Source organism: Streptomyces griseoloalbus (genome assembly GCA_014650015.1).
GTDB lineage: Bacteria > Actinomycetota > Actinomycetes > Streptomycetales > Streptomycetaceae > Streptomyces > Streptomyces griseoloalbus.
The window spans coordinates 1-25,344 of sequence record BMUD01000006.1; the positions used below are offsets into that span (position 1 = coordinate 1).

At 70.5% G+C, this 25,344-nt stretch carries 21 protein-coding genes; 5 read left to right on the forward strand and 16 right to left on the reverse strand.

Translation table 11 applies throughout. The annotated features are described in order from the left end of the window. The 12 genes from IE178_RS10695 to IE178_RS10750 form a co-directional block, all read right to left on the reverse strand. On the reverse strand, positions 1 to 388 hold a 388-nt coding region (locus IE178_RS10695; RefSeq protein ID WP_498370633.1), incomplete at its 3' end, for a phosphoglucose isomerase-related protein. 112 nt (positions 389 to 500) lie between these two features. Further along, complete coding sequence (locus tag IE178_RS10700; protein ID WP_003957010.1) at positions 501 to 836, reverse strand: RNA polymerase-binding protein RbpA; 336 nt, start codon at positions 834 to 836, stop codon at positions 501 to 503. Between the two features lie 219 nt (positions 837 to 1,055). After that, entirely contained in the window at positions 1,056 to 1,286 is a 231-nt protein-coding gene (secG, locus tag IE178_RS10705; protein ID WP_030224637.1) for a preprotein translocase subunit SecG, read from the reverse strand. 113 nt (positions 1,287 to 1,399) lie between these two features. Beyond that, on the reverse strand, positions 1,400 to 2,176 hold the full coding sequence (tpiA, locus tag IE178_RS10710; RefSeq protein ID WP_193512078.1) for a triose-phosphate isomerase: 777 nt from the start codon (positions 2,174 to 2,176) through the stop codon (positions 1,400 to 1,402). A gap of 5 nt (positions 2,177 to 2,181) precedes the next feature. After that, positions 2,182 to 3,393, reverse strand: a complete 1,212-nt coding sequence (locus tag IE178_RS10715; protein ID WP_193512079.1) for a phosphoglycerate kinase — start codon at positions 3,391 to 3,393, stop codon at positions 2,182 to 2,184. Between the two features lie 148 nt (positions 3,394 to 3,541). Then, the gene (gap, locus tag IE178_RS10720; RefSeq protein WP_184763508.1) at positions 3,542 to 4,549 is read right to left on the reverse strand and encodes a type I glyceraldehyde-3-phosphate dehydrogenase; all 1,008 of its coding nucleotides are present in this window, start codon (positions 4,547 to 4,549) and stop codon (positions 3,542 to 3,544) included. Positions 4,550 to 4,776: 227 nt separating this feature from the next. Then, positions 4,777 to 7,731 carry a M14 family metallopeptidase gene (locus tag IE178_RS10725; protein ID WP_193512080.1) on the reverse strand — a complete coding sequence of 985 codons (2,955 nt, stop codon included), beginning with the start codon at positions 7,729 to 7,731 and terminating at the stop codon, positions 4,777 to 4,779. A gap of 146 nt (positions 7,732 to 7,877) precedes the next feature. Then, positions 7,878 to 8,867 (reverse strand): DNA-binding protein WhiA, encoded by a 990-nt coding sequence (gene whiA / locus IE178_RS10730; RefSeq protein ID WP_184763506.1) that lies wholly within the window; start codon positions 8,865 to 8,867, stop codon positions 7,878 to 7,880. Beyond that, positions 8,858 to 9,925, reverse strand: a complete 1,068-nt coding sequence (locus IE178_RS10735; protein ID WP_184763505.1) for a gluconeogenesis factor YvcK family protein — start codon at positions 9,923 to 9,925, stop codon at positions 8,858 to 8,860. Before IE178_RS10735 ends, whiA begins: the two co-directional genes overlap by 10 nt. After that, positions 9,922 to 10,926 (reverse strand): RNase adapter RapZ, encoded by a 1,005-nt coding sequence (rapZ, locus tag IE178_RS10740; protein WP_184763504.1) that lies wholly within the window; start codon positions 10,924 to 10,926, stop codon positions 9,922 to 9,924. Before rapZ ends, IE178_RS10735 begins: the two co-directional genes overlap by 4 nt. Beyond that, a complete protein-coding gene (uvrC, locus tag IE178_RS10745) occupies positions 10,923 to 13,034 on the reverse strand; it encodes an excinuclease ABC subunit UvrC (protein WP_184763503.1) in 2,112 nt (703 codons plus the stop codon). Before uvrC ends, rapZ begins: the two co-directional genes overlap by 4 nt. An 806-nt stretch (positions 13,035 to 13,840) precedes the next feature. Continuing rightward, positions 13,841 to 14,263: a Rieske (2Fe-2S) protein gene (locus IE178_RS10750; RefSeq protein WP_193512081.1), complete on the reverse strand. Its 423-nt coding sequence runs from the start codon at positions 14,261 to 14,263 to the stop codon at positions 13,841 to 13,843. Between the two features lie 196 nt (positions 14,264 to 14,459). Between IE178_RS10750 and IE178_RS10755 the strand changes: the two genes are divergently transcribed. Together IE178_RS10755 and IE178_RS10760 are read left to right on the forward strand one after the other, a co-directional pair. After that, positions 14,460 to 15,578, forward strand: a complete 1,119-nt coding sequence (locus tag IE178_RS10755) for a LacI family DNA-binding transcriptional regulator (RefSeq protein ID WP_193512082.1) — start codon at positions 14,460 to 14,462, stop codon at positions 15,576 to 15,578. Then, on the forward strand, positions 15,575 to 16,492 hold the full coding sequence (locus IE178_RS10760; RefSeq protein ID WP_193512083.1) for a carbohydrate kinase family protein: 918 nt from the start codon (positions 15,575 to 15,577) through the stop codon (positions 16,490 to 16,492). Before IE178_RS10755 ends, IE178_RS10760 begins: the two co-directional genes overlap by 4 nt. 68 nt (positions 16,493 to 16,560) lie before the next feature. On the opposite strand, the gene uvrA is transcribed toward IE178_RS10760, so the two are convergent. Beyond that, entirely contained in the window at positions 16,561 to 19,578 is a 3,018-nt protein-coding gene (gene uvrA / locus IE178_RS10765) for an excinuclease ABC subunit UvrA (protein WP_193512084.1), read from the reverse strand. 224 nt (positions 19,579 to 19,802) lie between these two features. Between uvrA and IE178_RS10770 the strand changes: the two genes are divergently transcribed. After that, positions 19,803 to 20,492, forward strand: a complete 690-nt coding sequence (locus tag IE178_RS10770) for a maleylpyruvate isomerase family mycothiol-dependent enzyme (protein ID WP_193512085.1) — start codon at positions 19,803 to 19,805, stop codon at positions 20,490 to 20,492. A 60-nt stretch (positions 20,493 to 20,552) separates the two neighbouring features. After that, positions 20,553 to 21,209: an MBL fold metallo-hydrolase gene (locus IE178_RS10775; RefSeq protein ID WP_193512086.1), complete on the forward strand. Its 657-nt coding sequence runs from the start codon at positions 20,553 to 20,555 to the stop codon at positions 21,207 to 21,209. Positions 21,210 to 21,260: 51 nt separating this feature from the next. Here the strand turns inward: IE178_RS10775 and aroQ are convergent, their stop codons facing one another. Beyond that, positions 21,261 to 21,734: a type II 3-dehydroquinate dehydratase gene (gene aroQ, locus IE178_RS10780; protein WP_184763497.1), complete on the reverse strand. Its 474-nt coding sequence runs from the start codon at positions 21,732 to 21,734 to the stop codon at positions 21,261 to 21,263. Between the two features lie 102 nt (positions 21,735 to 21,836). Here aroQ and IE178_RS10785 point away from each other — a divergent pair, with 102 nt between their 5' ends. Then, positions 21,837 to 22,883, forward strand: coding sequence for a S66 family peptidase (locus IE178_RS10785; RefSeq protein ID WP_193512087.1), 1,047 nt, complete (start codon positions 21,837 to 21,839; stop codon positions 22,881 to 22,883). Positions 22,884 to 22,926: 43 nt separating this feature from the next. On the opposite strand, the gene IE178_RS10790 is transcribed toward IE178_RS10785, so the two are convergent. Next, positions 22,927 to 24,027, reverse strand: coding sequence for a calcium:cation antiporter (locus IE178_RS10790; protein WP_184763495.1), 1,101 nt, complete (start codon positions 24,025 to 24,027; stop codon positions 22,927 to 22,929). A gap of 287 nt (positions 24,028 to 24,314) precedes the next feature. Beyond that, positions 24,315 to 25,316 carry a TerC/Alx family metal homeostasis membrane protein gene (locus IE178_RS10795; RefSeq protein WP_184763494.1) on the reverse strand — a complete coding sequence of 334 codons (1,002 nt, stop codon included), beginning with the start codon at positions 25,314 to 25,316 and terminating at the stop codon, positions 24,315 to 24,317. Positions 25,317 to 25,344: the final 28 nt, after the last annotated feature.

Sequence of the window (25,344 nt, forward strand, 5' to 3'; positions counted from 1 at the left end):
CCATCCGGTCGAGGACGGCGTGCACGGCCGGGACGACGTTCTCCCCGTCGACCTCGATCACCGCGTCCCGCGGAGCCCGCAGCGCGGTGTGCAACACCGCCCGGTCCTCGGTCGTGTTGATCCGCTCCCCGCGGAACATGGCATCACGCAGGCCGGACACGTCGGTGGCGGCGGCCAACTCCCGCAGCAGCCGCAGGGTGTTGTCGGTGATCAGGTGCTTGGAGTAGTCGACGTACAGGTCACCGACCCGGAGGGTGTACGCGGTGCCGCGGCCGGGGTCGGCGGCGAACAGCTCGCGCAGCCGCACCTCGCCCAGCTCCTCACGATGCTTGGCCAGTGCGGTCCACTCGGGCGTCTGGTGGAGCCTGGTACGACCGTCTGCGTTCATCTCGGACTTCAGCCTTCTTCCTTGGATGTCCCCGCTGTCCCGGCTGTTCCCAACCTAATTGATCAGCGATGAACGGGAAGAAGACTGAAGGAGACAGAAGCAGACCGCCGGATTAGATCTCGCCCCGCAGTTTGGCGAGCGCCTCGGCGAGGATGGCCTCACCGTCCGCGTCGCTGCGCCGCTCCCGCACATAGGCGAGGTGCGTCTTGTAGGGCTCGGTGCGCGGTGGGTCCGGGGGGTTGTCGCGGTCCTGTCCGGCCGGGAATCCGCAGCGGGGGCAGTCCCAGGTATCGGGCACCTGCGCGTCGCTCGCGAAGCTCGGCTGTGTCTCGTGCCCGTTGGAGCACCAGAAGGAGATGCGCAGCCGCGGCGCGGACTCGCCGCGCTCGGCCTCGCCCATCGGCCCCGCCCCGACCCGGCTTCCCCGGATCGCGTTGCCACTTGCCACGGTCGTAACTCCCTGCGTGATGGTGCCGCGAAGCGAGTCGGCGTACCGCTTCGCTGCGAGCGCCTCAGTCTACGTAAGGCCCAACGCGCGTCCAGTGACAGGAGTTACCAACCCCGCATCCAGACGCAAGCCCCATGATAGGCCGCGCTCAGCTGCGCGTACCGAACATGGGGCGTTACGAGGGGAATGCGTGGGGAGTGCGTGCGCATTGCGCTCAGGTCAGTTGTTCATCTTCATCGTGATGCCGAGCACGACGATGCACGCGAACCAGAGCAGACCGACCACGAGAGTGATCCGGTCGAGGTTGCGCTCGGCGACCGAGGAGCCGCCGACGGAGGACTGCATGCCACCACCGAACATGTCGGAGAGGCCGCCGCCCTTCCCCTTGTGCATCAGCACCAGCAGCATCAGCAGCAGGCTGAAGACGATCAGGGCGATGGAGAACCCCAGAACCACGGCTGGACCAACTTCCTCGGATGCGGATGGACGACGCGATGGACGACGCGGGGCCCAGCACACTGCTGGACCCCGCAAGGGTACGACGAATCGCCGCTACGGCCTACTCACTGGTCGCGGAAACGAACGATCTTGACGAACTCGTCGGCGTCCAGCGAGGCGCCGCCGACCAGGGCACCGTCGATGTCGGCCTGCGCCATGATCTCGGCGACGTTGCCGGACTTGACCGAGCCGCCGTACTGGATGCGGACCCGGTCGGCCAGCTCCTGGGTGTACAGCTCGGCGATCTTGCCGCGGATGGCGGCGCAGACCTCCTGGGCGTCCTCGGCGCCGCAGACCTTGCCGGTGCCGATGGCCCACACGGGCTCGTAGGCGATCACGACGGACTCGGCCTGCTCGGCCGGGAGGTCCTTCAGGCCGCCCTCGACCTGGGCGAGGGTGTGGGTGACGTGGTTGCCCGCCTCGCGGACCTCCAGCTCCTCGCCGACGCAGAGGATGGGGGTGATGCCGTGCTTGTAGGCGGCCTTCACCTTGGCGTTCACGACCTCGTCGGTCTCGGCGTGGTACTGGCGGCGCTCGGAGTGGCCGATCGCCACGTAGGTGCACTTCAGCTTGGCCAGCATCGGACCGGAGATCTCGCCGGTGTAGGCGCCGCCGTCGTGCGCCGAGATGTCCTGGGCGCCGTACTTGATCTTCAGCTTGTCGCCGTCGACCAGGGTCTGCACGGAGCGCAGGTCGGTGAAGGGCGGCAGGACGGCGACCTCGACGGCCTCGTAGTCCTTGTCGGCCAGGGCGAAGGCGAGCTTCTGGACGTGGGCGATGGCCTCGAGGTGGTTGAGGTTCATCTTCCAGTTGCCCGCCATCAGCGGCGTGCGCGTGCTCATTGAGGTCAGTCCTCCAGTGCGGCGAGGCCGGGGAGCGTCTTGCCCTCGAGGTATTCGAGGGAGGCGCCGCCACCGGTCGAGATGTGGCCGAATGCCTGCTCGTCGAAGCCCAGGGTACGGACCGCCGCGGCGGAGTCGCCGCCGCCGACCACGGTGAATCCCGGGGAGTCGAGGAGGGCCTGGGCGACCGCCTTGGTGCCCTCGGCGTAGTCGGGGTGCTCGAAGACGCCCATGGGGCCGTTCCAGAAGACGGTGGCGGCGTCGGCGAGCTTCGAGGCGTACAGCTTGCGGGTCTCCGGACCGATGTCCAGGCCCTGCTGGTCGGCCGGGATGGCGTCCGCGGCGACGGTGGTGGGGTGGGTGGCGTCCTTGGCCTTCATGTCGGGGAACTCCCCGGAGACCAGCGTGTCGACCGGCAGGACCAGCTCGACCCCGTTCTTCTCGGCGCGCTCCAGGTACTCCTGGACGACCGGGATCTGGTCCTCCTGCAGCAGGGAGTTGCCGATCTCGTGGCCCTTGGCCTTGAGGAAGGTGTACGCCATGCCGCCGCCGATGAGCAGGCGGTCGGCCTTGCCGAGCAGCTGGTCGATGACGGCGAGCTTGTCGGAGACCTTGGCGCCGCCGAGGGCGACGACGTAGGGCCGCTTGACGTCGTCGGTGAGCTTCCTCAGGACGCCGACCTCGGTGGCGATGAGGTACCCGGCGTAGTGCGGCAGGCGGGCCGGGAGGTCGAAGACCGAGGCGTGCTTGCGGTGCACCGCGCCGAAGCCGTCGCCCACGTACACGTCGGCGAGGGCGGCGAGCCGGTCGGCGAACTCGCCGCGCTCGACGTCGTCCTTGCTGGTCTCGCCGGCGTTGAAGCGCAGGTTCTCGATGACCGCGACCCGCCCGTCGGCGAGGCCGGCGACGGTGGAGCCGGCGGACTCGCCGACCGTGTCGGTCGCGAACGCCACCTCGGTGCCCAGGAGTTCGCCGAGGCGCGCGGCCGCCGGGGCGAGCGAGAAGGCGGGGTCAGGGGCGCCCTTGGGACGGCCCAGGTGCGAGGCCACGACCACACGGGCTCCCGCCTCGGCGAGGGCCTTGACGGTGGGCAGGACGGCGCGGATACGGCCGTCGTCGGTGATGGCGGTGCCGTCCAGCGGCACGTTGAGGTCGGCGCGGACGAGGACCCGCTTGCCCGCGACGCCTTCGGAGAGGAGTTCGTCGATCGTCTTCATGAGGGGGCTCCCTGGCTAGAGCTCGTGTTCGCTCGTGATCGCTCGTGATCGAAAGAGGGCGGCTGTTCCGATACGTGCGTCAGGGCTCGGACAGCGCGTTGCCGCACCGGCCGAGCCCTGCACTCATATCAGGCTGCCTGCTCCACGATCAGAGCTGGTTGCCCACGAAGACCGTCAGGTCGACGAGGCGGTTGCTGTAACCCCACTCGTTGTCGTACCAGCCGATGACCTTCACGCTCTTGCCCTCCTGGACCATGGTCAGGGAGGAGTCGAAGGTGCAGGACGCCGGGGCGTTGACGATGTCGGAGGAGACGATCTCGTCCTCGGTGTACTCGAGGTAGCCCTTGAGCTCGCCCTCGGCGGCCTTCTGGAAGGCGGCGTTGACCTCTTCCTTGGTGACCTCGCGGGAGAGCTCGACGACCAGGTCCGTGACCGAGCCGGTCGGGACCGGGACGCGCATGGCCATGCCGTCCAGCTTGCCCTTGAGCTGCGGCAGCACCAGGGCGGTGGCCTTCGCGGCGCCCGTGGTGGTCGGGATGATGTTCTCGGCGGCGGCACGCGCGCGGCGCAGGTCCTTGTGCGGGAAGTCCAGGATGCGCTGGTCGTTCGTGTACGCGTGCACCGTCGTCATCAGGCCCTTGACGATGCCGAAGTTCTCGTCGAGCACCTTCGCCATCGGCGCCACGCAGTTGGTGGTGCAGGAGGCGTTGGAGATGACGTGGTGGTTCGCCGGGTCGTACTTGTCGTGGTTGACGCCCATGACAAGGGTGATGTCCTCGTCCTTGGCCGGAGCCGAGATGAGGACCTTCTTCGCGCCGCCGGCGATGTGCTGCTCGGCGTCGGCCTTCTTGGTGAAGATGCCGGTCGACTCGATCACGATGTCGACGCCCAGCTCGCCCCACGGGATGTCGGCGGGGTTGCGCTTGGAGAGCACCTTGATCGTTTTGCCGTCCACGGTGATCGTGTCGGCGGTGTGGGTGACCTCCTGCTTGAGGCGGCCCAGGATGGTGTCGTACTTCAGCAGGTGCGCAGTGGTCGCCGTGTCACCCAGGTCGTTGACGGCCACGATCTCGATGTCGGCGCCCTGCTCCAGCAGTGCGCGGAAGTAGTTGCGACCGATGCGGCCAAACCCGTTGATGCCTACGCGGATCGTCACGAACCGATCTCCTCGTTGGTACGCCGGCTCTAGTCGCCGGCGAGCTGTATTTGGGATGTCCCCGACCACTGCCGACCCTACCTCTCCGGGGCCCCGGCCGTGACATCGAGCTGTCCCCTACCCGGCGGGGCGGTCCGTACCCGTCAGTAGGGTCCGGACCGCCCGGGCCGGTGGACCCGTGTCACCCGAACTCGCTACGGATCATCGGCCCTGGTTGACGTGCGGTGTCACCCGTCGAGGGCGGCCAGGGCCTTCCCCAGCAGCGCCGACCGGTCGGCCGGGGAGGCCAGGTGCTCCAGGCCGAAGCCCAGCAGCACGGTGTCGCCGGTGGTGACCGCTCCGTAGGTCCGGAACAGCGCTCCGGTGCGGGTCCAGTCCTTCAGGACGGCCGGGCTGCCCGCGGGCGGTCCGGACACGGTCCAGACGCCGAGGGAGGTCTCGAAGCCCTCGGTCCCGGTGGCCGTGCCGCCGACGACCAGGGAGGCCTCGTCGGCGAGGACGCCGTGGCCGCCGCTGCCCGGGTCGGTGACATGGGCGATCGAGACCTCCACCGTCTTCCCGGCGTAGGCGCTCAGGTCGAAGTTCACCTGCTGCCAGCCGCTGGAGGAGCCGGTGAGGCTGTTCCAGGAACCGGTGGTGCCGGTCGCGGTGCAGCCGTCGTCGGCCAGGGTCAGGTAGTGCTCCAGCCAGGGGTGCTCACCGACGTAGAACCCGGCCGCGCACTCGCTCGGCACGCCGGTGCGGGTCGCGCCGCCCGCCTCGGGCAGCGTCGTCCAGTCGTCGGCGCCGGTGGTGTGCGCCTCGACGATGACGTGGTCGTAGCCCGGTTCGGTGTCCCACAGGAGCTGGGTGCGCAGGGTGGGCCGGTCGGCCGCGCCGACACCGGTGAGATCGACGGTGCGGGTCAGGCGTTTGTAGCCGTCGTCGGTGTGGACGGCGGCGGCCATGTACGAGCCGGCGTGGGGCCCGTACGGGTTGACCGTCCCCGGGTACTGTCCGGCGCCGACGCTCGCGAACTGCGGGTACTTCTCCGCGGGCAGTTCGTCGGAGGTGACGCCGTAGGTGCCGGCCTTGTCCAGCGGGTTGCCGGGCGCGTCGCCGAGCGGGCCGGTGAAGCCGTCCAGGCCGCCGGAGCCGGTGAACGCGGTGGCCCCGGAGGCCGGGGTGCGCGAGTAGGCGCCCAGGTAGTACTGGCTGAAGTCGTCGGACAGGGTGCCGCCGCCGAGATCGACGCTGCCGCCTGCCTGCTCGCCCGCCTCGATCAGCCGGCCGCCCTCGTTGAGGAAGGCCCTCAGCTGGAGCTGGGTGGCGATGCCCGGGGTGCCCGCGCCGGTGTGGTGCACCACCGTGCGGAAGTGGCTCAGCACGCCGAGCGCGTCGGGAGCGCCCTGCTCGGCCACGTCCCAGACGGCCGCCTTCCGGCCGATGGCCTTCAGCGCGTCGACGTACGTCCGGGCCTGTGCGGCCTTCGCGCCCTCCTCGGCGACCACGAGGACGTCCGCGGGGGGCCGTTCGGCCACGGTGTACGTGAAGTGCTCACTGGAGACGTTCCTGCCGCTCCCGGTCTCGCCGGTGAACCACACCTCCACCTCGTCGCCGGGCTCGCCGTGCTCCACCTCGGCCCGGTACTCGTCGAAGTAGAGGTTGTCCTCACCGCCGAACCTCTCGCCGCCCTTCCAGCGCTCGAGGTCCTCGTCGTGCGTACGGCCACCGTTGACGCGGTACTTGAGCTCCTTGTCACGCACCGCCCTGCGGACGACGGCGGAGACCTCCTGGTCGGCGCCGCGCGCGTACGAGGTGCCGAAGGCCGCCGGGGTGAAGTCCGCGGCCTCCAGGCCGACCGCGGAGGACGGCCGGTCGGGGTGGGAGGCGGTCTCGGCCACGGAGAGCGCGAACGGGATGTTCTTGGCGAACTCCTGCTGGATCAGCTTCTCGTCGTCGGGGAAGTCGAAGCCCGACCGGCAGTCGCCCGCGTTCCACTCGTCGTCGGGATCGAGGTCGGACACGGTCTGGCAGGTCGACATCTCGGGGGTGAACATCGCCATGCCGTTGACGTTGGCCGCGTGACCGTCGGCCTCGCCGTTGGTGGTGTACAGCTCGGAGGAGAGCTGCGGGTGGTAACCGGGGATCGCGGAGTTGCCGGGCGTGCCGGCGAGTGCCTCGTAGAGGACCTCGTCGGGGGTCGGCGTGGCCACCTGCCAGCCGACTCCGTAGAGGAGGAGTTCCGCGGCGGAGTGGTAGTTGATGCCGTAGGTGAAGCCGACGCGCTTCTGGAAGGCGTCGATCGCCTTGGTCTCGGGCTCGGAGCCCGGGCTCGCGCCGCGGTAGGTCTGGCTGGTGGGGCTGGGGGACGAGCCCTCGTCGTCGTAGCCCCACTTGTAGGGGAAGTTGCGGTTGAGGTCGACGCCGTCGCCGGTGCTGATGGCGCCGTCGCCGTTGACGTCCCGCAGGTTCTTGCGCCACAGGCGGTTGTCGTCGTCGGCGAAGGTGTGGTCGTAGCCGTCGGGGTTGGCCGACAGGACGAACCACAGCTCGGTGGTGTCGACGATCTTCTTGATCCGCCGGTCCGTCTTGTAGGTGTCCAGGTAGTGGTGCATCAGCCGCCGGGTCATCTCCGGGGTGATCCACTCCCGCGCGTGCTGGTTGGACAGGTAGAGGACGGCGGGCTTGGACCCGTCCCCGGTCGTCCTGGCCTTCTTGGTCACTTTCAGCGCGAGGATGTCCTGGCCCTTGATCGTCTTCCCGATGGAGACGACCTTGGTGAGGTCGGAGTGCTCCCGCGCGGTGCGCAGGATCTCCTCCTTGAGGCCGCCCTGTCCGCCGTACGGACGGAACACGCCCTCGGCGGCGTCCTCGACCCTGTTCTCCGCCCGGGCGGAGAGGACGTGCTCGGTGAGGTCGACGCCCTGCTTCTCCAGCTTCTGGGCCTGTCCGTCGGTGAGGTAGACCTCGACGGTGGCCGTGCCCTTGTCGGGCACCCGCTCGCCGAGTTCGTGTCCGTCCTGCCCGGCCGCCAGCAGGAGGGACACCTGCTTCCTGGTCACCTCGGCGCGGAAGACCTTGACCTCGTCGGTGCCGGAGGCCGCGGGGTCCGCGGGTCGTGCCTGGGCGATGGGTGCGAAGCTCGCTTGGCCGATCAGGAGCGCGCCGACAGCGAGGATCGATCTCGCTCTGTGTCTCATGAACCCCCCTAGCCTGGGTCCGCCGCGGCGGCGAACAGGTGCCAGGCTCATGACACGGCATGATCGAGTCAAGAGCAGGGGCACGACACGCGAAGACCGGCGCCGGTCACCCAAGTGGGCGCCGACGGCGGTCTTCTGGCGGGGCGTCAGCCGACGAGGTTGTCGGCCAGCTCCTCGTTGATGTTGGCCTCCGTGCCCGGGATGCCGAGATCGGCGGCGCGCTTGTCGGCCATGGCCAGCAGCCGGCGGATGCGGCCGGCCACGGCGTCCTTGGTGAGCGGGGGGTCGGCGAGCGCGCCCAGCTCCTCCAGGGAGGCCTGCTTGTGCTCCATGCGCAGCCGGCCGGCCGCGGCGAGGTGCTCGGGGACGTCGTCGGCGAGGATCTCCAGGGCGCGCTGGACCCGGGCACCGGCGGCGACGGCCGCGCGGGCGGAGCGGCGCAGGTTGGCGTCGTCGAAGTTGGCCAGCCGGTTCGCCGTGGCGCGCACCTCCCGGCGCATCCGGCGCTCCTCCCAGGCCAGCACCGACTCATGGGCGCCCAGGCGGGTGAGCAGCGCGCCGATCGCGTCGCCGTCACGGACCACGACCCGGTCCACGCCCCGCACCTCACGCGCCTTCGCGGCGATCGACAGCCGGCGGGCCGCGCCGACCAGGGCGAGCGCTGCCTCGGGGCCGGGGCAGGTCACCTCCAGGGAGGAGGAACGGCCGGGCTCGGTGAGGGAGCCGTGCGCCAGGAAGGCCCCGCGCCAGGCGGCCTCGGCATCACAGGTGGCCCCCGAGACCACCTGCGGGGGCAGGCCGCGGATCGGGCGGCCCCGGCCGTCCACCAGGCCGGTCTGCCGGGCCAGCTGGTCACCGCCCGCGACCACCCGGACGACGTAGCGCGAGCCGCGGCGCAGTCCGCCCGGAGCCATCACGATCAGTTCGGAGCTGTGGCCGAAGATCTCCAGGATGTCCCGCTTGAGACGGCGGGCCGCCATCGCGGTGTCCAGCTCCGCCTCGATCACGATGCGCCCGCTCACCAGGTGGAGGCCGCCGGCGAACCGCAGGACGGCGGAGACCTCCGCCTTCCTGCAGCAGGTACGGGTGACGGGGAGTCGGCTGATCTCGTCCTTCACCGCTGCCGTCATCGCCATGGGCCGATCCTTCCATGCATCCGAAAAATACGGTCGTACGCGGCGGCCAACAGCTCCGGGTCGTGCCGGGGGCTTCCGTCGGGCCGGGCCACCGGGGCCAGCTCGACCGCGGCGCCCAGCCGCATGGCGGCGTCGGTCAGCGAGTCGCGGTCGGGCACGGCGGCCTCGTCGGCCAGCACCACGTCCAGGGCGAGTTTAGGGGCGTGTCGTCCCAAAACCTCCACATGACGCTGCGGGGAGAAGCCCTCGGTTTCTCCCGGCTGCGGCGCGAGGTTCAGCGAGAGTACCCGGCGCGCCTTCGTCTCGATGAGGGCGTCCAGCAGTTCCGGCACGAGCAGGTGCGGGATGACCGAGGAGAACCAGGAGCCCGGGCCGAGCACCACCCAGTCCGCGTCGAGGACCGCCTCCACCGCCTCGGGGACGGCCGGCGGGTCGTTCGGCACGAGGTGCACGGACTGCACCTCACCGGGGGTCAGGGCGACCGTCGCCTGTCCACGGACGGTGTCGACCTCCTCGGGCCGCTCCGGGTCGTGGCCCTTGACCAGCGCCTGGAGCTCCAGCGGGACGGCGGACATGGGCAGCACCCGCCCGTGCGCGCCCAGCAGCCGGCCGACCAGGTCCAGCGCCTGGACATGGTCGCCGAGCTGCTCCCACAGGGCGACGATCAGCAGATTGCCGACCGCGTGCTCGTGCAGATCGCCCTGGGACTGGAAACGGTGCTGGATGACCCTGGCCCAGGTCTGGCCCCAGTCGTCGTCGCCGCACAGCGCGGCCAGCGCCTTGCGCAGATCGCCGGGCGGCAGCACGCCCAGTTCGTCCCGCAGGCGCCCGCTGGAGCCGCCGTCGTCGGCCACGGTGACGACGGCGGTGAGATCCCCGGTGATCCGGCGCAGTGCGGCGAGCGAGGCGGACAGCCCCATACCGCCGCCGAGGGCGACCACCTTGGGCTGGGCGCCCCTTCGGCGCGGTCTCGCGCCGCGGACGTCGGCGGGCCGGCCGGCCCGCCCCTCGGGCACCGCCCTGCGCAGCCGGCTCAGCCGCGGAGTACGTGGTGTCATTCGCGTCCCATGTCCCGGTGGACGACCACCGTCTCCACACCCTCCGCGGCGAGCCGGGCGGCGAGCTTCTCCGACGTGGCGACCGAGCGGTGCTTGCCTCCGGTGCAGCCGACGGCGATGGTCACATAGCGCTTGCCCTCACGACGGTAGCCCGCGGCGATGAGGCGCAGCAGTTCGGCGTACCGGTCGAGGAACTCCTTGGCGCCGGGCTGGTTGAAGATGTACGACGCCACCTCCTCGTTGAGGCCGGTGTACGGGCGCAGCTCGGGGACCCAGTGCGGATTGGGCAGGAACCGCATGTCCACGACCAGGTCGGCGTCGACCGGGAGGCCGTACTTGAAGCCGAAGGACATCACGGTGGCCCGCAGCTCGGGCTCCTCCTCGCCGGCGAACTGGGCATCCATCTTGGCGCGCAGCTCGTGCACGTTGAGGCTGGAGGTGTCGATGACCAGGTCGGCGTCGCCGCGCAGCTCACGCAGCAGCTCCCGCTCGGCGGCGATGCCGTCGACGATCCGGCCGTCGCCCTGGAGGGGGTGCGGGCGGCGCACCGACTCGAAGCGGCGCACCAGGGCCTCGTCGGAGGACTCCAGGAAGACGGTCCGCCGGGTGACACTCCGCCCGTCCAGGTCGGCCAGGGACTCGCGGAGGTTGTCGAAGAAACGCCGGCCGCGGACGTCGACGACGACCGCGATCCGCGCCACGTTGCCCTGGGAGCGGGCGCCGAGCTCCACCATGGTGGGGATCAGCGCGGGCGGCAGGTTGTCCACGACGAACCAGCCCAGGTCCTCCAGACACTTCGCGGCCGTCGAGCGGCCGGCCCCGGACATGCCCGAGATGATCACCAGCTCGGGGATGGCCGCCTCGGGCACCCCTGCCGTTTCGTTGCCCGTACTCACCTGTGCTCCGTCGTCCTGGCCCGCGTCGGGGCGGGTGGTGTCCGCGCCGGTTTCCTGCTGTGTCCGATCTCGCTGTGCCGCGGGACCTGTCTCGTGCTCGCTCATCGCTCCTGCCCCCGTCGTTCGTCCGGGGCTCCCGTGGACACGGGTTCCCCGGGAGGACCCGTGGTGTCCCCGGGTTCTTCCGTGTCATCCATGATCTCGCCCGTCGCCGTGTTCACGGCGGGGGCGGCGGGTGCCGCCTGGGCGAGGGCCGCGACGATCGTCTCGGCCGTTTTGCGACCTATGCCTGGAATCTCACAGATCTGATTGATTGTCGCCGATCGCAGCTTCTTCAACGACCCGAAGTGCTTGATCAGTGCCTGCTTGCGGGTCTCTCCCAGGCCGGGCACATCGTCCAGAGGACTGGAGCGGAAGCGCTTGCCGCGCTTGGTGCGCTGGTAGGTGATCGCGAAGCGGTGGGCCTCGTCACGGACCCGCTGGAGCAGATAGAGGCCCTCGCTGGTGCGGGGCAGCACGACCGGGTCGTCCTCGCCCGGCAGCCAGACCTCCTCCAGCCGCTTGGCGAGGCCGCACACGGCGATGTCGTCGATGCCGAGCTCGTCCAGCGCCCGCCGGGCCGCCGCGACCTGCGGGGCCCCGCCGTCGACCACGACGAGCTGCGGCGGGTACGCGAAGCGCTTGGGGCGGCCGTCGTCCTCGGTGAGGGTGCTCGCGGACGGCTCGGCGAGGACGCTCGCGGGCGGCTCGGCCAGGCCTCCGGAGGGTCCCTCGGCGCCGGGGTCCCCGCCGTCGGTCCACTCCCCCGTCCGCTCCTTCTCCGCGAGGTAACGGCGGAACCGGCGGGTGATCACCTCGTGCATGGAGCGGACATCGTCCTGACCGGCGAATCCCTTGATCTGGAAGCGGCGGTACTCGCTCTTGCGGGCCAGCCCGTCCTCGAAGACGACCATGGAGGCCACCACGTCGTCGCCCTGGAGGTGCGAGATGTCGTAGCACTCGATCCTGAGCGGGGCGCTGTCCAGGCCCAGGGCGTCGGTGATCTCCTCCAGCGCGCGCGAGCGGGTGGTGAGGTCGGAGGCGCGCTTGGTCTTGTGCAGCACGAGCGCCTGCTGGGCGTTGCGCTCCACGGTCTCCATCAGCGCCTTCTTGTCCCCGCGCTGCGGTATCCGCAGGGAGACGCCTGAGCCGCGCCGCTCGGTGAGCCACTGCTGGACCGGCTCCACCGGGTCGGGCAGGGCGGGGACCAGGACCTCCCGGGGGACGGCGTCGCCGGTCTCCTCGCCGTAGAGCTGCTGCAGGGCGTGCTCGACGAGGGCGCCGGTGGTGATCTCCTCGACCTTGTCGGTGACCCAGCCGCGCTGGCCGCGCACGCGTCCGCCGCGGACGTGGAAGATCTGGACGGCCGCCTCCAGCTCGTCCTCGGCGACGGCGATCAGATCGGCGTCGGTCGCGTCGGCGAGCACGACCGCGTTCTTCTCCATGGCCTTCTTCAGGGCCCCGATGTCGTCGCGCAGACGGGCCGCCCGCTCGTACTCCATCTCCTCGGCCGCCTGGGTCATCTGCTTCTCCAGACGGCGGAGGTAGGTGCCCGTGCGGCCGGCCATGAAGTCGCAGAAGTCCTCGGCCAGTTCGCGGTGGTCCTCGGCGGAGATGCGGTCCACGCAGGGCGCCGAGCACTTGCCGATGTAGCCGAGCAGACAGGGGCGGCCGGTGCGGGCCGCGTTCTTGAAGACACCGGCCGAGCAGGTGCGGACCGGGAAGACGCGCAGCAGCAGGTCCACGGTGTCGCGGATCGCCCACGCGTGCGCGTACGGACCGAAGTAGCGCACGCCCTTCTTCTTGTGACCGCGCATCACCTGCACGCGCGGGAACTCCTCGTTCATCGTCACCGCGAGATACGGATAGCTCTTGTCGTCGCGGTACTTGACGTTGAACCGGGGGTCGTACTCCTTGATCCAGGAGTACTCCAGCTGCAGCGCCTCGACCTCCGTGGACACCACCGTCCACTCCACGGACGCCGCCGTGGTGACCATGGAGCGGGTGCGCGGGTGCAGCCCGGCCAGGTCCTGGAAGTAGTTCGCCAGGCGCTGGCGCAGGCTCTTCGCCTTTCCGACGTAGATCACCCGGCGGTGCTCGTCGCGGAACCGGTAGACCCCCGGCGAGTCGGGGATCTCGCCCGGTTTGGGGCGGTAGCTGGAGGGGTCGGCCATGTCTCACACCCTACTGGCGGGGACCGACACCGCGGCGGGCCCGGGGGCGCCGGGGCCCGGCGGGTTCGGTGAGTGGTCCGGTGGGGGCCGGTAGGTGGCCCGGTGCGGTTCGGTAGGTCATCCGGTCAGGTTCGATGGGTGTGGTCCGCGGAGGTTCGGCGGGTGGTCCGGCAAGTGGTCCGGTACGGCTCGGTAGGCGATCCGGTGAGGCCCGGCGGGTGGTCCGGCAGGTGATCCGGTACGGCTCGGTAGGTCATCCGGTGAGGTGCGGTGAGTGGTCCGGTGGGTTCCGGATGGGTTACGGCGGGCGGGAAGCGGGAAGGTGGGGGTTCCGTCCCTCGGGCGAGTGGCGGACGGTCACGAGTCGGAGGGCTGGTCGAATGCGACAGACACGGATCGAGAAACCACGACGACCGGCCCGGACCCGCCGGTACGCCGACGCGACGCCCGCGCCCTTCGAATCCCTCGACCCACGCGATCCCGACATCGTGCGCGCGAAGCGCCTGCGCCCGCGTCCGCAGGGGAAGGACACGACCGGCTCGTAGGACAGGCGACTTCAGGAACCGGCCGCACTCCGGACGAAAATCTCATCACGGTACGGGCCGCGGGGCCGTGCCGGCCCCGACGGCCGGTGCGGCCCCGCGGGTGTGCGTGCCGCCGTTAGGGCATCAGGTGTTGTCGGTGGCGGCGCCGCGCGGTGGTCGTCAGGAACTGGCGCCCAGCGGGCGGCACCGTTCGGTGCACCTGGTGGAACCGCCTGTGCGGTCGGAGTACGTGGGGATCGCCTGGAACTGGGACTGACCCGGTCAGACCTGTGGCCTGGCGACCATCGTCCCGTTCTTCACCTCGACGGTCAGCGGCTTCAGGGGGGCCACGGCCGGCTCGCGCAGCACCTTGCCGGTGGTGGCGTCGAACTCGCTGCCGTGGCAGGGACAGATCAGTTTCGTCCCTGCCAGCTTGTTGATGGGGCATCCCGCGTGCGTGCAGAGGGAGCTGTACGCCTTGAGGGCGCCGTCCTCGCCCCGGCTGACCACGACATGGGAATCCCGGTACAGCTTCGCGCCGTCCTCGGCGACCTCGCTCTCGGGCCCGAGCTCGACGGGTTCCGTCAGCGGGGCCGACGTGTCGTCCTCGGCGCCCGCGCAGGCGGCGAGCCCCAGTCCGGCTACGGGAGTGAGGGCCACGCCTCGCAGGACGGTACGGCGGCTCGCGGCGGGTCGGGCGGGCATGAGGGCTCCACTGGTCGGACGGCGGTACACGGGGACGGCACCGGGGACGATACCCGGGGTGATCGATCCGGCTGAGGGTGGGTGCCGGTGCGCAAGCATGCGCGTAAACGTTTGCGCAAGCGTTTACGCGCGCCGCCGGATGGGATACGTTCCCCACCCGAGAGGTAATGCGCGGGCAGCGGAGGGAGAGCACACGATGGCGACCATGGCGGACGTGGCCCGCCGCGCCGGTGTCTCGGTCGCGACCGTCTCGCACGTGCTGAACGACACCCGGCCGGTGCTGCCCCACACCCGCCAGGCGGTTCTGGACGCGGTGGAGGAGCTCGGCTACACGCCGAACACCTTGGCGCGCTCCCTGGTGACATCCCGGACCCGGTCGATCGGGCTGGCGGTGTCGGCGATCAGCAACCCGTACTTCACGGAAATCCTCCAGGGCGTCGAGGCCGCGGCCCTGGAGCACGGTTACAGCCTGCTCATCGCCGACCCGCACGACGACCCGGAGCACGAGCGCAAGGTCGTCCAGCTGCTGCACGAGCGCCGTGTGGAGGGCATGATCGTCGCGCCCTCCGCGCAGCCGCGCGCGCTGCTCGACTACCTCGGGCGCCACCGGGTACCGGCCGTGTTCCTCGACCGGCTGGTCGAGACGCCCGGGGACGGCGGCGGACCGCGCTTCGACCAGGTCTGCGCCGAGAGCGCGGAGCCGACGGCCCGGCTGGTCACCCACCTCGCCGGGCTCGGCCACCGCCGTATCGCCCTGGTCGCGGGGCTGTGGGGGCTCAGCACGACGTCCGAGCGCATCACCGGATACCGGCACGGTCTCGCGGCCTCCGGGCTGCTCTACGACGAACGGCTCCTGGTGCACGGCGACTCCGAGCAGGCCGGCGCCGAACGGGCCACCGCCGGCCTGCTGTCCCTCGGTTCACGTCCCACCGCGCTGGTCACCGCCAACAACACCATGACCATCGGTGCGCTGCGTGCCCTGCGGGCACACGGCCTGTCCGTGCCCGGGGACATCGCGCTGTGCTGCTTCGACGACTTCGCCTGGGCGGATCTCTTCTCGCCCCGCCTCACGGCGATCGCCCAGCCCAGCCGGGAGATCGGCGCCCGTGCCGTCCACGTACTGCTGCAGCGCCTGGCCGAACCGGAGCGGCCGGCGCGGACCGAACGGCTGCCGTGCGCCTTCGTGCACCGCACGTCCTGCGGCTGCCCGGACGGACCGGAGCGGCCCGAGCACCCCGAAGAGAAGCCCGGACGGCCCGGACGGCCCGGGCATGGTGAGCGCCCCGAGCGTGTCGAGAAAGGAAACCCCTCGTGATCGTCGTAGCCGGTGAGGCACTGATCGACCTGGTGCCGCGGGGCGCGGGTGCGCTCGCGGCGCTGACGCCGGCGCTCGGCGGCGGCCCCTACAACACGGCGGTGGCGCTCGGACGCCTCGGCTCCCCCGCCGCCTTCTGCTCCCGGGTGTCCCGTGACGCCTTCGGCGAGGCGCTGCTGGACCGGTTGCGGGAGACCGGGGTGGACGTGTCGTCGGTGCAGCGCGGCGACGAGCCGACGACGCTCGCCGTCGCCACGGTCGGCACGGACGGTTCGGCGGCGTACTCCTTCTACGTGGAGGGGACCGCGGACCGGCTGTTCACGGCGCCCGAAGCGCTGCCGGCCGGTACCCGCGCGGTGTCCTTCGGCACCTGCTCGCTCGTTCTGGAGCCGGGCGCGAGCGCGTACGAGGAGCTGATGCGCACCGCTTCCGCGCGGGGCGTGTTCACGGCGCTTGACCCCAATATCCGGCCGGGTCTGATCCCGGATCCCGACGCCTACCGGGCCCGGTTCAAGAGCTGGCTGCCGTCGGTGTCGCTGTTGAAGGTGTCCGCGGAGGACGCCCAGTGGCTCGGCGGGTCCCCGCAGGAGTGGCTGGCGGCCGGTCCGGTGGCGGTGGTGGTCACCCGGGGAGGTGACGGGCTGACCGTGTTCACGCGCGAGGGCGGCCAGTACGCCGTTCCGGGTGAGCGGGTCGAGGTGGTGGACACGATCGGCGCCGGTGACACGGTGAACGCGGCGCTGCTGCACGGCCTCGCGGCCCGGGACGCGCTCAGTGACGAGGGCGTGGCCGCGCTGGGCGCCAAGGGCTGGGAAGGCCTGCTCGGTTTCGCGGCGCGCGCGGCGGCGATCACCTGCTCACGCGCGGGCGCGGAACCGCCGTACGCCCACGAGCTGGAGCCCGAGGGCGCCTGACGCACACGCGCCGTGCCGCGCGGGGAGGCGATGCCCCCGCGCGGCACGGCGCGTGTCGGTGTCGCCGGTCAGGCCTTGGTCGCCCGCGTCGTCCCCTTCGCGGTGGCCTTGGTGGCCGTCTTCTTGGCGGCCGTGCCGTCGACCGCCTTGGTGGCCGTCTTCCTGGTGCCGGTCCTGGCGGCGACCGCCTTCTTCGCCGCCGCCTTGCGCGGGGCCCGCACCTGGGTGGCGGCGTCGCTGATCCGCTCCGCCCCCAGGACCTCCCGCAGGAACTTGCCGGTGTGGCTGGCCGGCACGCTCGCGACCTGCTCCGGCGTGCCCTCCGCGACGACCAGACCGCCGCCGGAACCGCCCTCCGGCCCCATGTCGACGACCCAGTCGGCGGTCTTGATCACGTCCAGGTTGTGCTCGATGACGATGACCGTGTTGCCCTTGTCGACCAGACCGGCGAGGACCTTCAGCAGCTTGCTGATGTCCTCGAAGTGCAGGCCGGTGGTCGGCTCGTCCAGGACGTAGACCGTGCGGCCGGTGGAGCGCTTCTGCAGCTCGCTGGCGAGCTTCACGCGCTGTGCCTCACCGCCGGACAGAGTGGTCGCGGACTGGCCGAGCCTGACGTAGCCGAGACCGACGTCGTTGAGCGTCCTGAGGTGGCGGGAGATCGCCGGGACCGCCTCGAAGAAGTTCATGGCCTCTTCGATCGGCATGTTCAGCACGTCGGCGATGGACTTGCCCTTGTAGTGGACCTCCAGCGTCTCCCGGTTGTAGCGGGCGCCGTGGCAGACCTCGCACGGGACGTACACGTCCGGGAGGAAGTTCATCTCGATCTTGATGGTGCCGTCGCCCGCGCAGTTCTCGCAGCGGCCGCCCTTGACGTTGAAGGAGAACCGGCCCGGCAGGTAGCCGCGGACCTTCGCCTCGGTCGTCTCGGCGAACAGCTTGCGGACGTGGTCGAAGACTCCGGTGTACGTCGCGGGGTTGGAGCGGGGGGTGCGGCCGATGGGCGACTGGTCGACGTGGACGACCTTGTCGACGAGGTCGTCGCCTTCCACCCGCGTGTGCCGTCCGGGGACGCTGCGGGCGCCGTTCAGCTCGCGGGCCAGGTGCGTGTACAGGATGTCGTTGACCAGCGTGGACTTGCCGGAGCCGGACACACCGGTGACCGCGGTGAACACGCCCAGCGGGAAGGACACGTCGATGTCCTGGAGGTTGTTCTCGCGGGCACCGTGCACCGTGAGCCGGCGCGACGGGTCGTGCGGGCGGCGGATGTCGGGCAGCGGGATGGCCTTCTTGCCGGCCAGGTACTGCCCGGTCTGCGACTCGGTGTTGGCGAGCAGTTCCTTCAGGGAGCCGCTGTGCACGACCTTGCCGCCGTGCTCGCCGGCGCCGGGGCCGATGTCGACGATCCAGTCGGCGACCTTGATGGTGTCCTCGTCGTGCTCGACGACGATGAGCGTGTTGCCCATGTCGCGCAGCCGGACCAGGGTCTCGATCAGCCGGTGGTTGTCACGCTGGTGCAGGCCGATGGACGGCTCGTCGAGGACGTAGAGCACGCCGACGAGTCCGGAGCCGATCTGGGTGGCCAGGCGGATGCGCTGGGCCTCACCGCCGGAGAGGGTGCCCGCCGCGCGGTTGAGCGAGAGGTAGTCCAGGCCGACGTCGACGAGGAACCGCAGCCGTTCGTTGACCTCCTTGAGCACGCGCTCGGCGATCTTCTTGTCGCGGGCGGTGAGCTTCAGCTCGCCCAGGAAGTCCGCGCAGTCGCTGATGGACATACCGGAGACCTCGGCGATGGACTTGCCCATGACGGTGACGGCGAGGACGACCGGCTTGAGCCGGGTGCCCTCACAGGCGGGGCAGGGCACCTCGCGCATGTAGCCCTCGAAGCGCTCCCGGCTGGCGTCGCTCTCGGCCTCGCTGTGCCGGCGCTTGACGAAGGGGACGGCGCCCTCGAAGGCCGTCGTGTACCTGCGCTCGCGTCCGTAGCGGTTGCGGTAACGGACCTCGACCTGGGTCTTGTGGCCATGCAGCAGGGCCTTCTTCGCGCGCTGCGGCAGGCCCGCGAACGGGATGTCGGTGCGGAAGCCCAGCGCGTCCGCGAGGGCACCGATCAGGCGGTCGAAGTAGTCCTTGGTGTGGCCGTGCGACCACGGGTGGATGGCGCCCTCGTCGAGGCTCTTGTCCGGGTCGGGGACGATCAGCTCCGGGTCGACCTCCATGCGCGTGCCGATGCCGGTGCACTCGGGGCAGGCGCCGAAGGGCGAGTTGAAGGAGAAGGAGCGGGGCTCCAGCTCTTCGAAGGACAGGTCGTCGTACGGGCAGTACAGGTGCTCGGAGTACATCCGCTCACGCTCGGGGTCGTCCTCGGGGAGGTCGACGAAGTCGAGCACGACCATGCCGCCGGACAGGCCGAGGGCGGTCTCCACGGAGTCGGTGAGGCGGCGCTTGGCGCTGTCCTTGACCGTGAGGCGGTCGACGACCACCTCGATGGTGTGCTTCTCCTGCTTCTTCAGCGTGGGCGGGCTGGAGAGCTGGATCGTCTCGCCGTCCACCCGCGCGCGGGAGTAGCCCTTGGTCTGGAGGTCGGCGAAGAGATCGACGAACTCGCCCTTGCGCTCGCGCACCAGCGGGGAGAGCACCTGGAAACGGCTGCCCTCCGGCAGCTCCAGGACCCTGTCGACGATGGCCTGCGGCGACTGGCGCGAGATCGGCCGGCCGCACTCGGGGCAGTGCGGCTTGCCGATGCGGGCGAAGAGCAGACGCAGGTAGTCGTAGACCTCGGTGATGGTGCCGACCGTGGAGCGCGGGTTGCGTGAGGTCGACTTCTGGTCGATGGAGACCGCCGGGGACAGGCCCTCGATGAAGTCGACGTCCGGCTTGTCCATCTGACCGAGGAACTGCCGGGCGTACGAGGAGAGCGACTCGACATAGCGCCGCTGTCCCTCGGCGAAGATGGTGTCGAAGGCCAGCGAGGACTTGCCCGACCCCGACAGGCCCGTGAAGACGATGAGCGAGTCGCGCGGGAGGTCGAGCGAGACGTTCTTGAGGTTGTGCTCGCGCGCTCCACGGACGATGAGACGGTCGGCCACGCCGGTCCGCACCTTTCTTTGGAGAAGTGACAGGGGCGGTGGCCCCCGTGCTTCTCAGACTAGGGGGAGCCTCTGACAACGCCGGTTCGGATTCACGGGTTGACAACAAACCCCGGCTCTCCAGCATGCCCGACGCCGCACCCGACCATATAGCACGTGCATTCGATTACGGGCGCGGGTTCACCACCTTCACCCAAAGGTGTGACAGGGCTAGGGTCAGCAGCATGATGGATCACGCTGATGACCTGGCGTCTGTACAAGCAGCGACCGAGCGGCTGCTCACCGCGGTCGCCGCACTGGACAACGCGGCTGTGACCCAGTCGTCACGCCTTCCCGGCTGGACCCGCGGCCATGTGCTGGCCCACCTCGCCCGCAACGCCGACGCCCTGGTGAACGTCCTGGAGGGACGGCCCATGTACGTCTCCGGCGAGGCCCGGGACGCCGAGATCGACGAGGGAGCTCCGCGCCCCCTCGGCGTCCAGCTCGCCGACCTGCGGGAGAGCGCGGAGCGCTTCCGCGCGGTGGGCGCGGCCCCGGCGGACTGGTCGCGCGCGGTGGAGCTGCGCAACGGGGTCACGGACCGGGCGGAGCGGGTGCCGTTCCGGCGCTGGGTCGAGGTGGAGCTGCACCACGTGGACCTCGGGATCGGCTACGAGCTGGAGGACCTGCCGGCCGAGTTCACGGAGCGGGAGATCGACTTCCTGGCGGCGCGGTTCGACGGACACGCGGACGTGCCCTCGACGACCCTGGCCACGGCGGACGGCCGGACCTGGACGACCGGCGGCGGGGCGGACGGCGGCCCGGTCTCGGTCGAGGGGACGGCCGCCGACCTGCTCGGCTGGCTCGCCGGCCGCCGGGACGGCTCCGCCCTGGCGGTCAAGGGCGGCGACCTTCCGGCGCTTCCCCCGCTCTAGAGCCCGCCGGGTCCCGGGACCGGGACGACCGGCGCGGGTTCCCGCTATAGGCTGACGGCCATGACGTACAGCGGTCGGGTGACGGTCGGCGGCCCAGCCGACGTGCACGAGCTCAAGGACCTGATGATCACCAAGGTCGCGGTCGGCCCCATGGACAACAACGCGTATCTGCTGCGTTGCCGGGCCACCGACGAACAGCTGCTGATCGACGCGGCCAACGACGCGGAAACCCTGCTGGGCACGATCGGTGACGACGGCATCGCTTCCGTCGTCACCACCCACCGGCACGGCGACCACTGGCAGGCGCTCGCCGCGGTCGTGGCGGCCACCGGCGCCCGGACGCACGCCGGCCGGGACGACGCCGAGGGCATCCCGGTGGCGACCGACGTCCTGGTGGACGACGGCGACACCATCCGGGTGGGGCAGGTGGAGCTCACCGCCCGCCACCTGGTCGGGCACACGCCCGGCTCCATCGCCCTCGTCTACGACGACCCGCACGGCCATCCGCATCTGTTCACCGGGGACTGTCTGTTCCCGGGCGGTGTGGGCAACACCCACAAGGACCCGAAGGCGTTCGCCCGTCTGATCCATGACGTCGAGACGAAGATCTTCGACGTGCTCCCGGACGAGACCTGGGTCTACCCGGGACACGGCAACGACACCACCCTGGGCGCGGAGCGCCCGCACCTGCCGGAGTGGCACGCGCGGGGCTGGTGAGCGCGGCGGAGCGAGGACGTCGGTAAGGAACGCCCGCCTGGTGAACGGGGCCTACGCCTCGGCGAGTGCCGGGCCGGCCAGCGCCGCGATCCGCTCCACCGCGAACACGTACCCCTGCACCCCGCACCCCGCGATGACCCCGTCGGCGCGCAGTGAGACGTAGGAGTGGTGCCGGAAGGACTCGCGGCGGTGGATGTTGGAGATGTGGACCTCCATCACGGGCAGTCCGTCACAGGCGTTGAGGGCGTCCAGGATCGCGACGGAGGTGTGCGAGTAGGCACCGGGGTTGATGACGATCCCGCAGTGGTTCAGGCGCGCCTCGTGGATCCAGTCCACCAACTGCCCCTCGTGGTTGGACTGACGCAGGTCGACCGTGCCACCGTGCGCTGCCGCCGCCTTGGCGCACCGGCTCTCGACGTCGCCGAGCGTGTCGGAACCGTAGATCTCCGGCTGGCGCTGTCCGAGCAGGTTCAGATTGGGGCCGTTGAGAATCATGATCGGGGCGTTGGCCAGGGTGCGGGGCACGGTTCCTCCGGTCCGTCGGGGTGGGCGGTCCTCGCCGGAACCGCTGCTGGGACCCGGTTTATCACGGTGCGCCACACGGCCGCCGGGCCTTAACCTCTCGCCGTGACCGACTTCGTGCAGCCGCCCAAGCCCTCGCCCGGCGACCGCGTCGCCGTGATCTCACCGTCCGCCGGGCTTCCGGGGCTCTTCCCGCTCCCCTATGAGCTGGGGCTGGAACGGCTGCGCGAGGACTACGGGCTGGAGCCGGTCGAGTACCCGGCGACGCGCACCATGGGCTCGACGCCTCGGCAGCGCGCCGACGACATTCACGCCGCCTTCGCCGACCCCGGGATCACGGCGGTCTTCGCGTCGATCGGCGGCGACGACCAGATCACCGTGGTGCCGCTGCTGGACCGGGAGTTGATCCGCGCCCACCCGAAGCCGTTCTTCGGGACGAGCGACAACACCAACCTGCTCGCCTTTCTGCACGAGATGGGGATCGTCGGGTTCCACGGCGCGAGCGTGATGGTGGAGTTGGGCCGCCCCGGAGCCATGCACCCGCAGACCGCCGGCTGCCTGCGGGCGGCCCTGTTCACCTCGGGCCCCTACGAGCTGCGCCCCGCCGGGCGGTGGCGCGACGTCGACCGGGACTGGGCGGACCCGGCGACGTTCGACGCGGAGCCCGAGACCAGGCCGGGGACGGGCTGGACATGGGTGAACGCCGACCGCGTGGTCGAGGGCCGCACCTGGGGCGGCTGCCTGGAGATCGTCGGCTGGATGCTGATGGCCGGCCGCGGACTCGCACGGGACCTGTCGGAGTACGACGGCGGTGTGCTGTTCCTGGAGACCTCGGAGGAGCTGCCGAGCGCCGAGGAGGTCTTCCGCACCCTGCGGAACATGGGCGAGCGGGGATTGCTGGGGCGCTTCTCGGCGCTCCTCATGGGCCGCCCGAAGACCTGGTCCTTCGAGCGGCCCCACAGTCCCGAGGAGGGCGCGGCCTACGCCGCCGAGCAGCGTGAGGCCGTGTCCCGGGCGATGCGGGCCTACGCGCCCGGGGCCCTCGTCGTCTTCGACGTGGACCTCGGGCACACCGACCCGCAGCTGGTGATTCCTTACGGCGGCCTGGTCCGCGTCGACGGGCCCGCCCGGCGCATCACCGTCACCTACTGACCCCGTCCGGACCTCGGCCCGCTGTGTGCGACGACCAGACCTGCTAGGGGTTGACCGCCAGCTCCAGATAGGCCGCGAGCAGTACCAGGTGCACGCCTCCCTGGAGCGGTGTGGCCCGCCCGGGCACCACGGTCAGCGCGCTCACCACCACGGTCAGCGCGAGCAGCACCATATGGGTGTTGCCGAGGCCCAGGACGAGCGGCCCGGGGAGCCACAGGGAGGCCAGGGCGACGGCCGGAATGGTCAGACCGATGCTGGCCATCGCCGAACCGAGCGCCAGGTTCATGCTCGTCTGCACCTGGTTGCGGCGCGCGGCGCGCCCCGCGGCGATGGTCTCCGGGAGGAGGACCAGCAGGGCGATGATCACACCGACGACCGAGTGGGGAAGCCCGGCCCCCTCCACTCCGGACTCGATGGTGGGCGAGACCCCCTTGGCCAGGCCGACGACTCCGATCAGGGCCAGTGCCAGCAGCCCCAGGCTGATCAGCGCGGTGCGTGAGGACGGCGCCGGGGCGTGCTCTTCCGCGGCCGTGACCGACTCGCCCTGCCGGGATACCGGCAGGAAGTAGTCGCGATGTCGGACGGTCTGGGTCGCGACGAACAAGCCGTAGAGGATCAGCGAGGAGACCGCCGCGAACGTGAGCTGCACGGTGGAGAACTCCGGGCCGGGCTTGCTCGTGGTGAACGTCGGCAGCACGAGGCTGAGGGTCGCCAGCGTCGCCACCGTGGCGAGCGCCGCGCCGGTGCCTTCCGAGTTGAAGACCGCCGTGCCGTGGCGCAGGGAGCCGACGAGCAGACTCAGCCCGAGGATGCCGTTGCAGGTGATCATCACGGCCGCGAACACGGTGTCCCTGGCGAGCGTCGCGCTCTTGTCCCCGCCGTCGAGCATCAGGGTGACGATGAGCGCCACCTCGATGACGGTGACGGCGACCGCGAGGACCAGGGAGCCGAAGGGTTCGCCGACCCGGTGGGCGACCACCTCGGCGTGGTGCACGGCCGCGAGCACGGCCCCCGCGAGGACCAGGGTCACCACCACGACGATCCAGCCGGGCAGGTCGCGTCCCCAGGTCAGGACCAGCAGGACTATGGCGAACACCGGCACCAGGGTCGTCCACTGTGCGAGTGACCTGAGCCGAGCGGTCATGGGGCGATCGTCGCAGACGTGAAGGGGCGTCGCACCTTGCCGGCGCCTCCCGCCCATGGACCGACCGCGGTGGGCGCGCCGGGGGCCACCGTCGCCCGGCGTGTCCCTCCGCTCCGCCATCCTGATCGTCTCGGGGTCATCATGGTCACGCATGGCCTCCTCGTACGAGTCGAATTGGGTCGGCGCCGGCGGGCGGCGCGGGTGGAAACCAACGGAAAACCGGGAGCGGTGGTCGGCGATGTGCCGCCCTCCGCTCCCGGTGCCGGCGTTCCCGGTGTCCGACGGGGTCAGGCGTCGACGTTGTCCTTCTCGGACGTCTCGCCCTGGCCTGCGGCCGCCTCGGCCTGCGCCTGCTTACGGGTGGCCCAGAGGCTGGTGATCGTGGTGATGACCAGGACCGAGCAGATCACGCCCAGCGAGACGGGGATGCTGATCTCGGGGACATGCACCCCGGACTCGTGCAGGGCGTGCAGCACCAGCTTCACCCCGATGAAGCCGAGGATGACCGACAGGCCGTAGGAGAGGTGGACCAGCTTCTTCAGCAGGCCGCCGATGAGGAAGTACAGCTGCCTGAGGCCCATCAGCGCGAACGCGTTCGCGGTGAACACGATGTACGGGTCCTGCGTCAGGCCGAAGATCGCGGGGATCGAGTCGAGCGCGAACAGGACGTCCGTGGTGCCGATGGCGAGCATGACGACGAGCATCGGGGTCATGACCCGCTTGCCGTTCTGCTCGATCCACAGCTTGGTGCCGTGGTACCGGTCGGCCACACCGAAGCGGCGCTCGGCCGCCTTGAGCAGCTTGTTCTCCTCGTAATCCTCGTCTTCCTCGTCGGCCCGTGCCTCCTGGATGAGCTTCCAGGCGGTGTAGATCAGGAAGGCGCCGAAGAGGTAGAACACCCACGAGAAGCTGGCGAGGATCGCGGCGCCGGCGGCGATGAAGATCGCGCGCAGCACCAGGGCTATGAGGACACCCACGAGGAGCACTCGCTGCTGATACTGCGAGGGCACCGCGAACTTCGCCATGATCAGGACGAAGACGAAGAGGTTGTCGACGCTCAGCGACTTCTCGGTGATGAAGCCGGCGAAGAACTCGCCCGCGGGCTGGCCCCCGCCGAAGATCAGCAGGCCGAGTCCGAAGAGCGCGGCCAGGGCGATCCAGACGACGGTCCAGATCCCGGCTTCCTTGATGGATACGTCATGCGGTTTGCGGCCGATGAAAAAGTCGACCGCGATGAGGGCACCAAGGCCCACGATCGTCAGGACCCATAGGGTCATGGAAACATCCACTGCGCCTCCGGCAGATACGTCACACGGA

Excerpts from the sequence above, each read along its gene's own strand:
- IE178_RS10755 (WP_193512082.1), top strand. The coding sequence starts at position 14,460 with ATGGCGACCATGGCGGACGTGGCCCGCCGCGCCGGTGTCTCGGTCGCG.
- uvrC (WP_184763503.1), bottom strand. The coding sequence starts at position 13,034 with ATGGCCGACCCCTCCAGCTACCGCCCCAAACCGGGCGAGATCCCCGAC.
- IE178_RS10725 (WP_193512080.1), bottom strand. The coding sequence starts at position 7,731 with ATGAGACACAGAGCGAGATCGATCCTCGCTGTCGGCGCGCTCCTGATC.
- IE178_RS10790 (WP_184763495.1), bottom strand. The coding sequence starts at position 24,027 with ATGACCGCTCGGCTCAGGTCACTCGCACAGTGGACGACCCTGGTGCCG.
- IE178_RS10735 (WP_184763505.1), bottom strand. The coding sequence starts at position 9,925 with ATGACACCACGTACTCCGCGGCTGAGCCGGCTGCGCAGGGCGGTGCCC.
- IE178_RS10775 (WP_193512086.1), top strand. The coding sequence starts at position 20,553 with ATGACGTACAGCGGTCGGGTGACGGTCGGCGGCCCAGCCGACGTGCAC.
- IE178_RS10715 (WP_193512079.1), bottom strand. The coding sequence starts at position 3,393 with ATGAAGACGATCGACGAACTCCTCTCCGAAGGCGTCGCGGGCAAGCGG.
- whiA (WP_184763506.1), bottom strand. The coding sequence starts at position 8,867 with ATGGCGATGACGGCAGCGGTGAAGGACGAGATCAGCCGACTCCCCGTC.
- IE178_RS10750 (WP_193512081.1), bottom strand. The coding sequence starts at position 14,263 with ATGCCCGCCCGACCCGCCGCGAGCCGCCGTACCGTCCTGCGAGGCGTG.
- IE178_RS10770 (WP_193512085.1), top strand. The coding sequence starts at position 19,803 with ATGATGGATCACGCTGATGACCTGGCGTCTGTACAAGCAGCGACCGAG.
- tpiA (WP_193512078.1), bottom strand. The coding sequence starts at position 2,176 with ATGAGCACGCGCACGCCGCTGATGGCGGGCAACTGGAAGATGAACCTC.
- rapZ (WP_184763504.1), bottom strand. The coding sequence starts at position 10,926 with ATGAGCGAGCACGAGACAGGTCCCGCGGCACAGCGAGATCGGACACAG.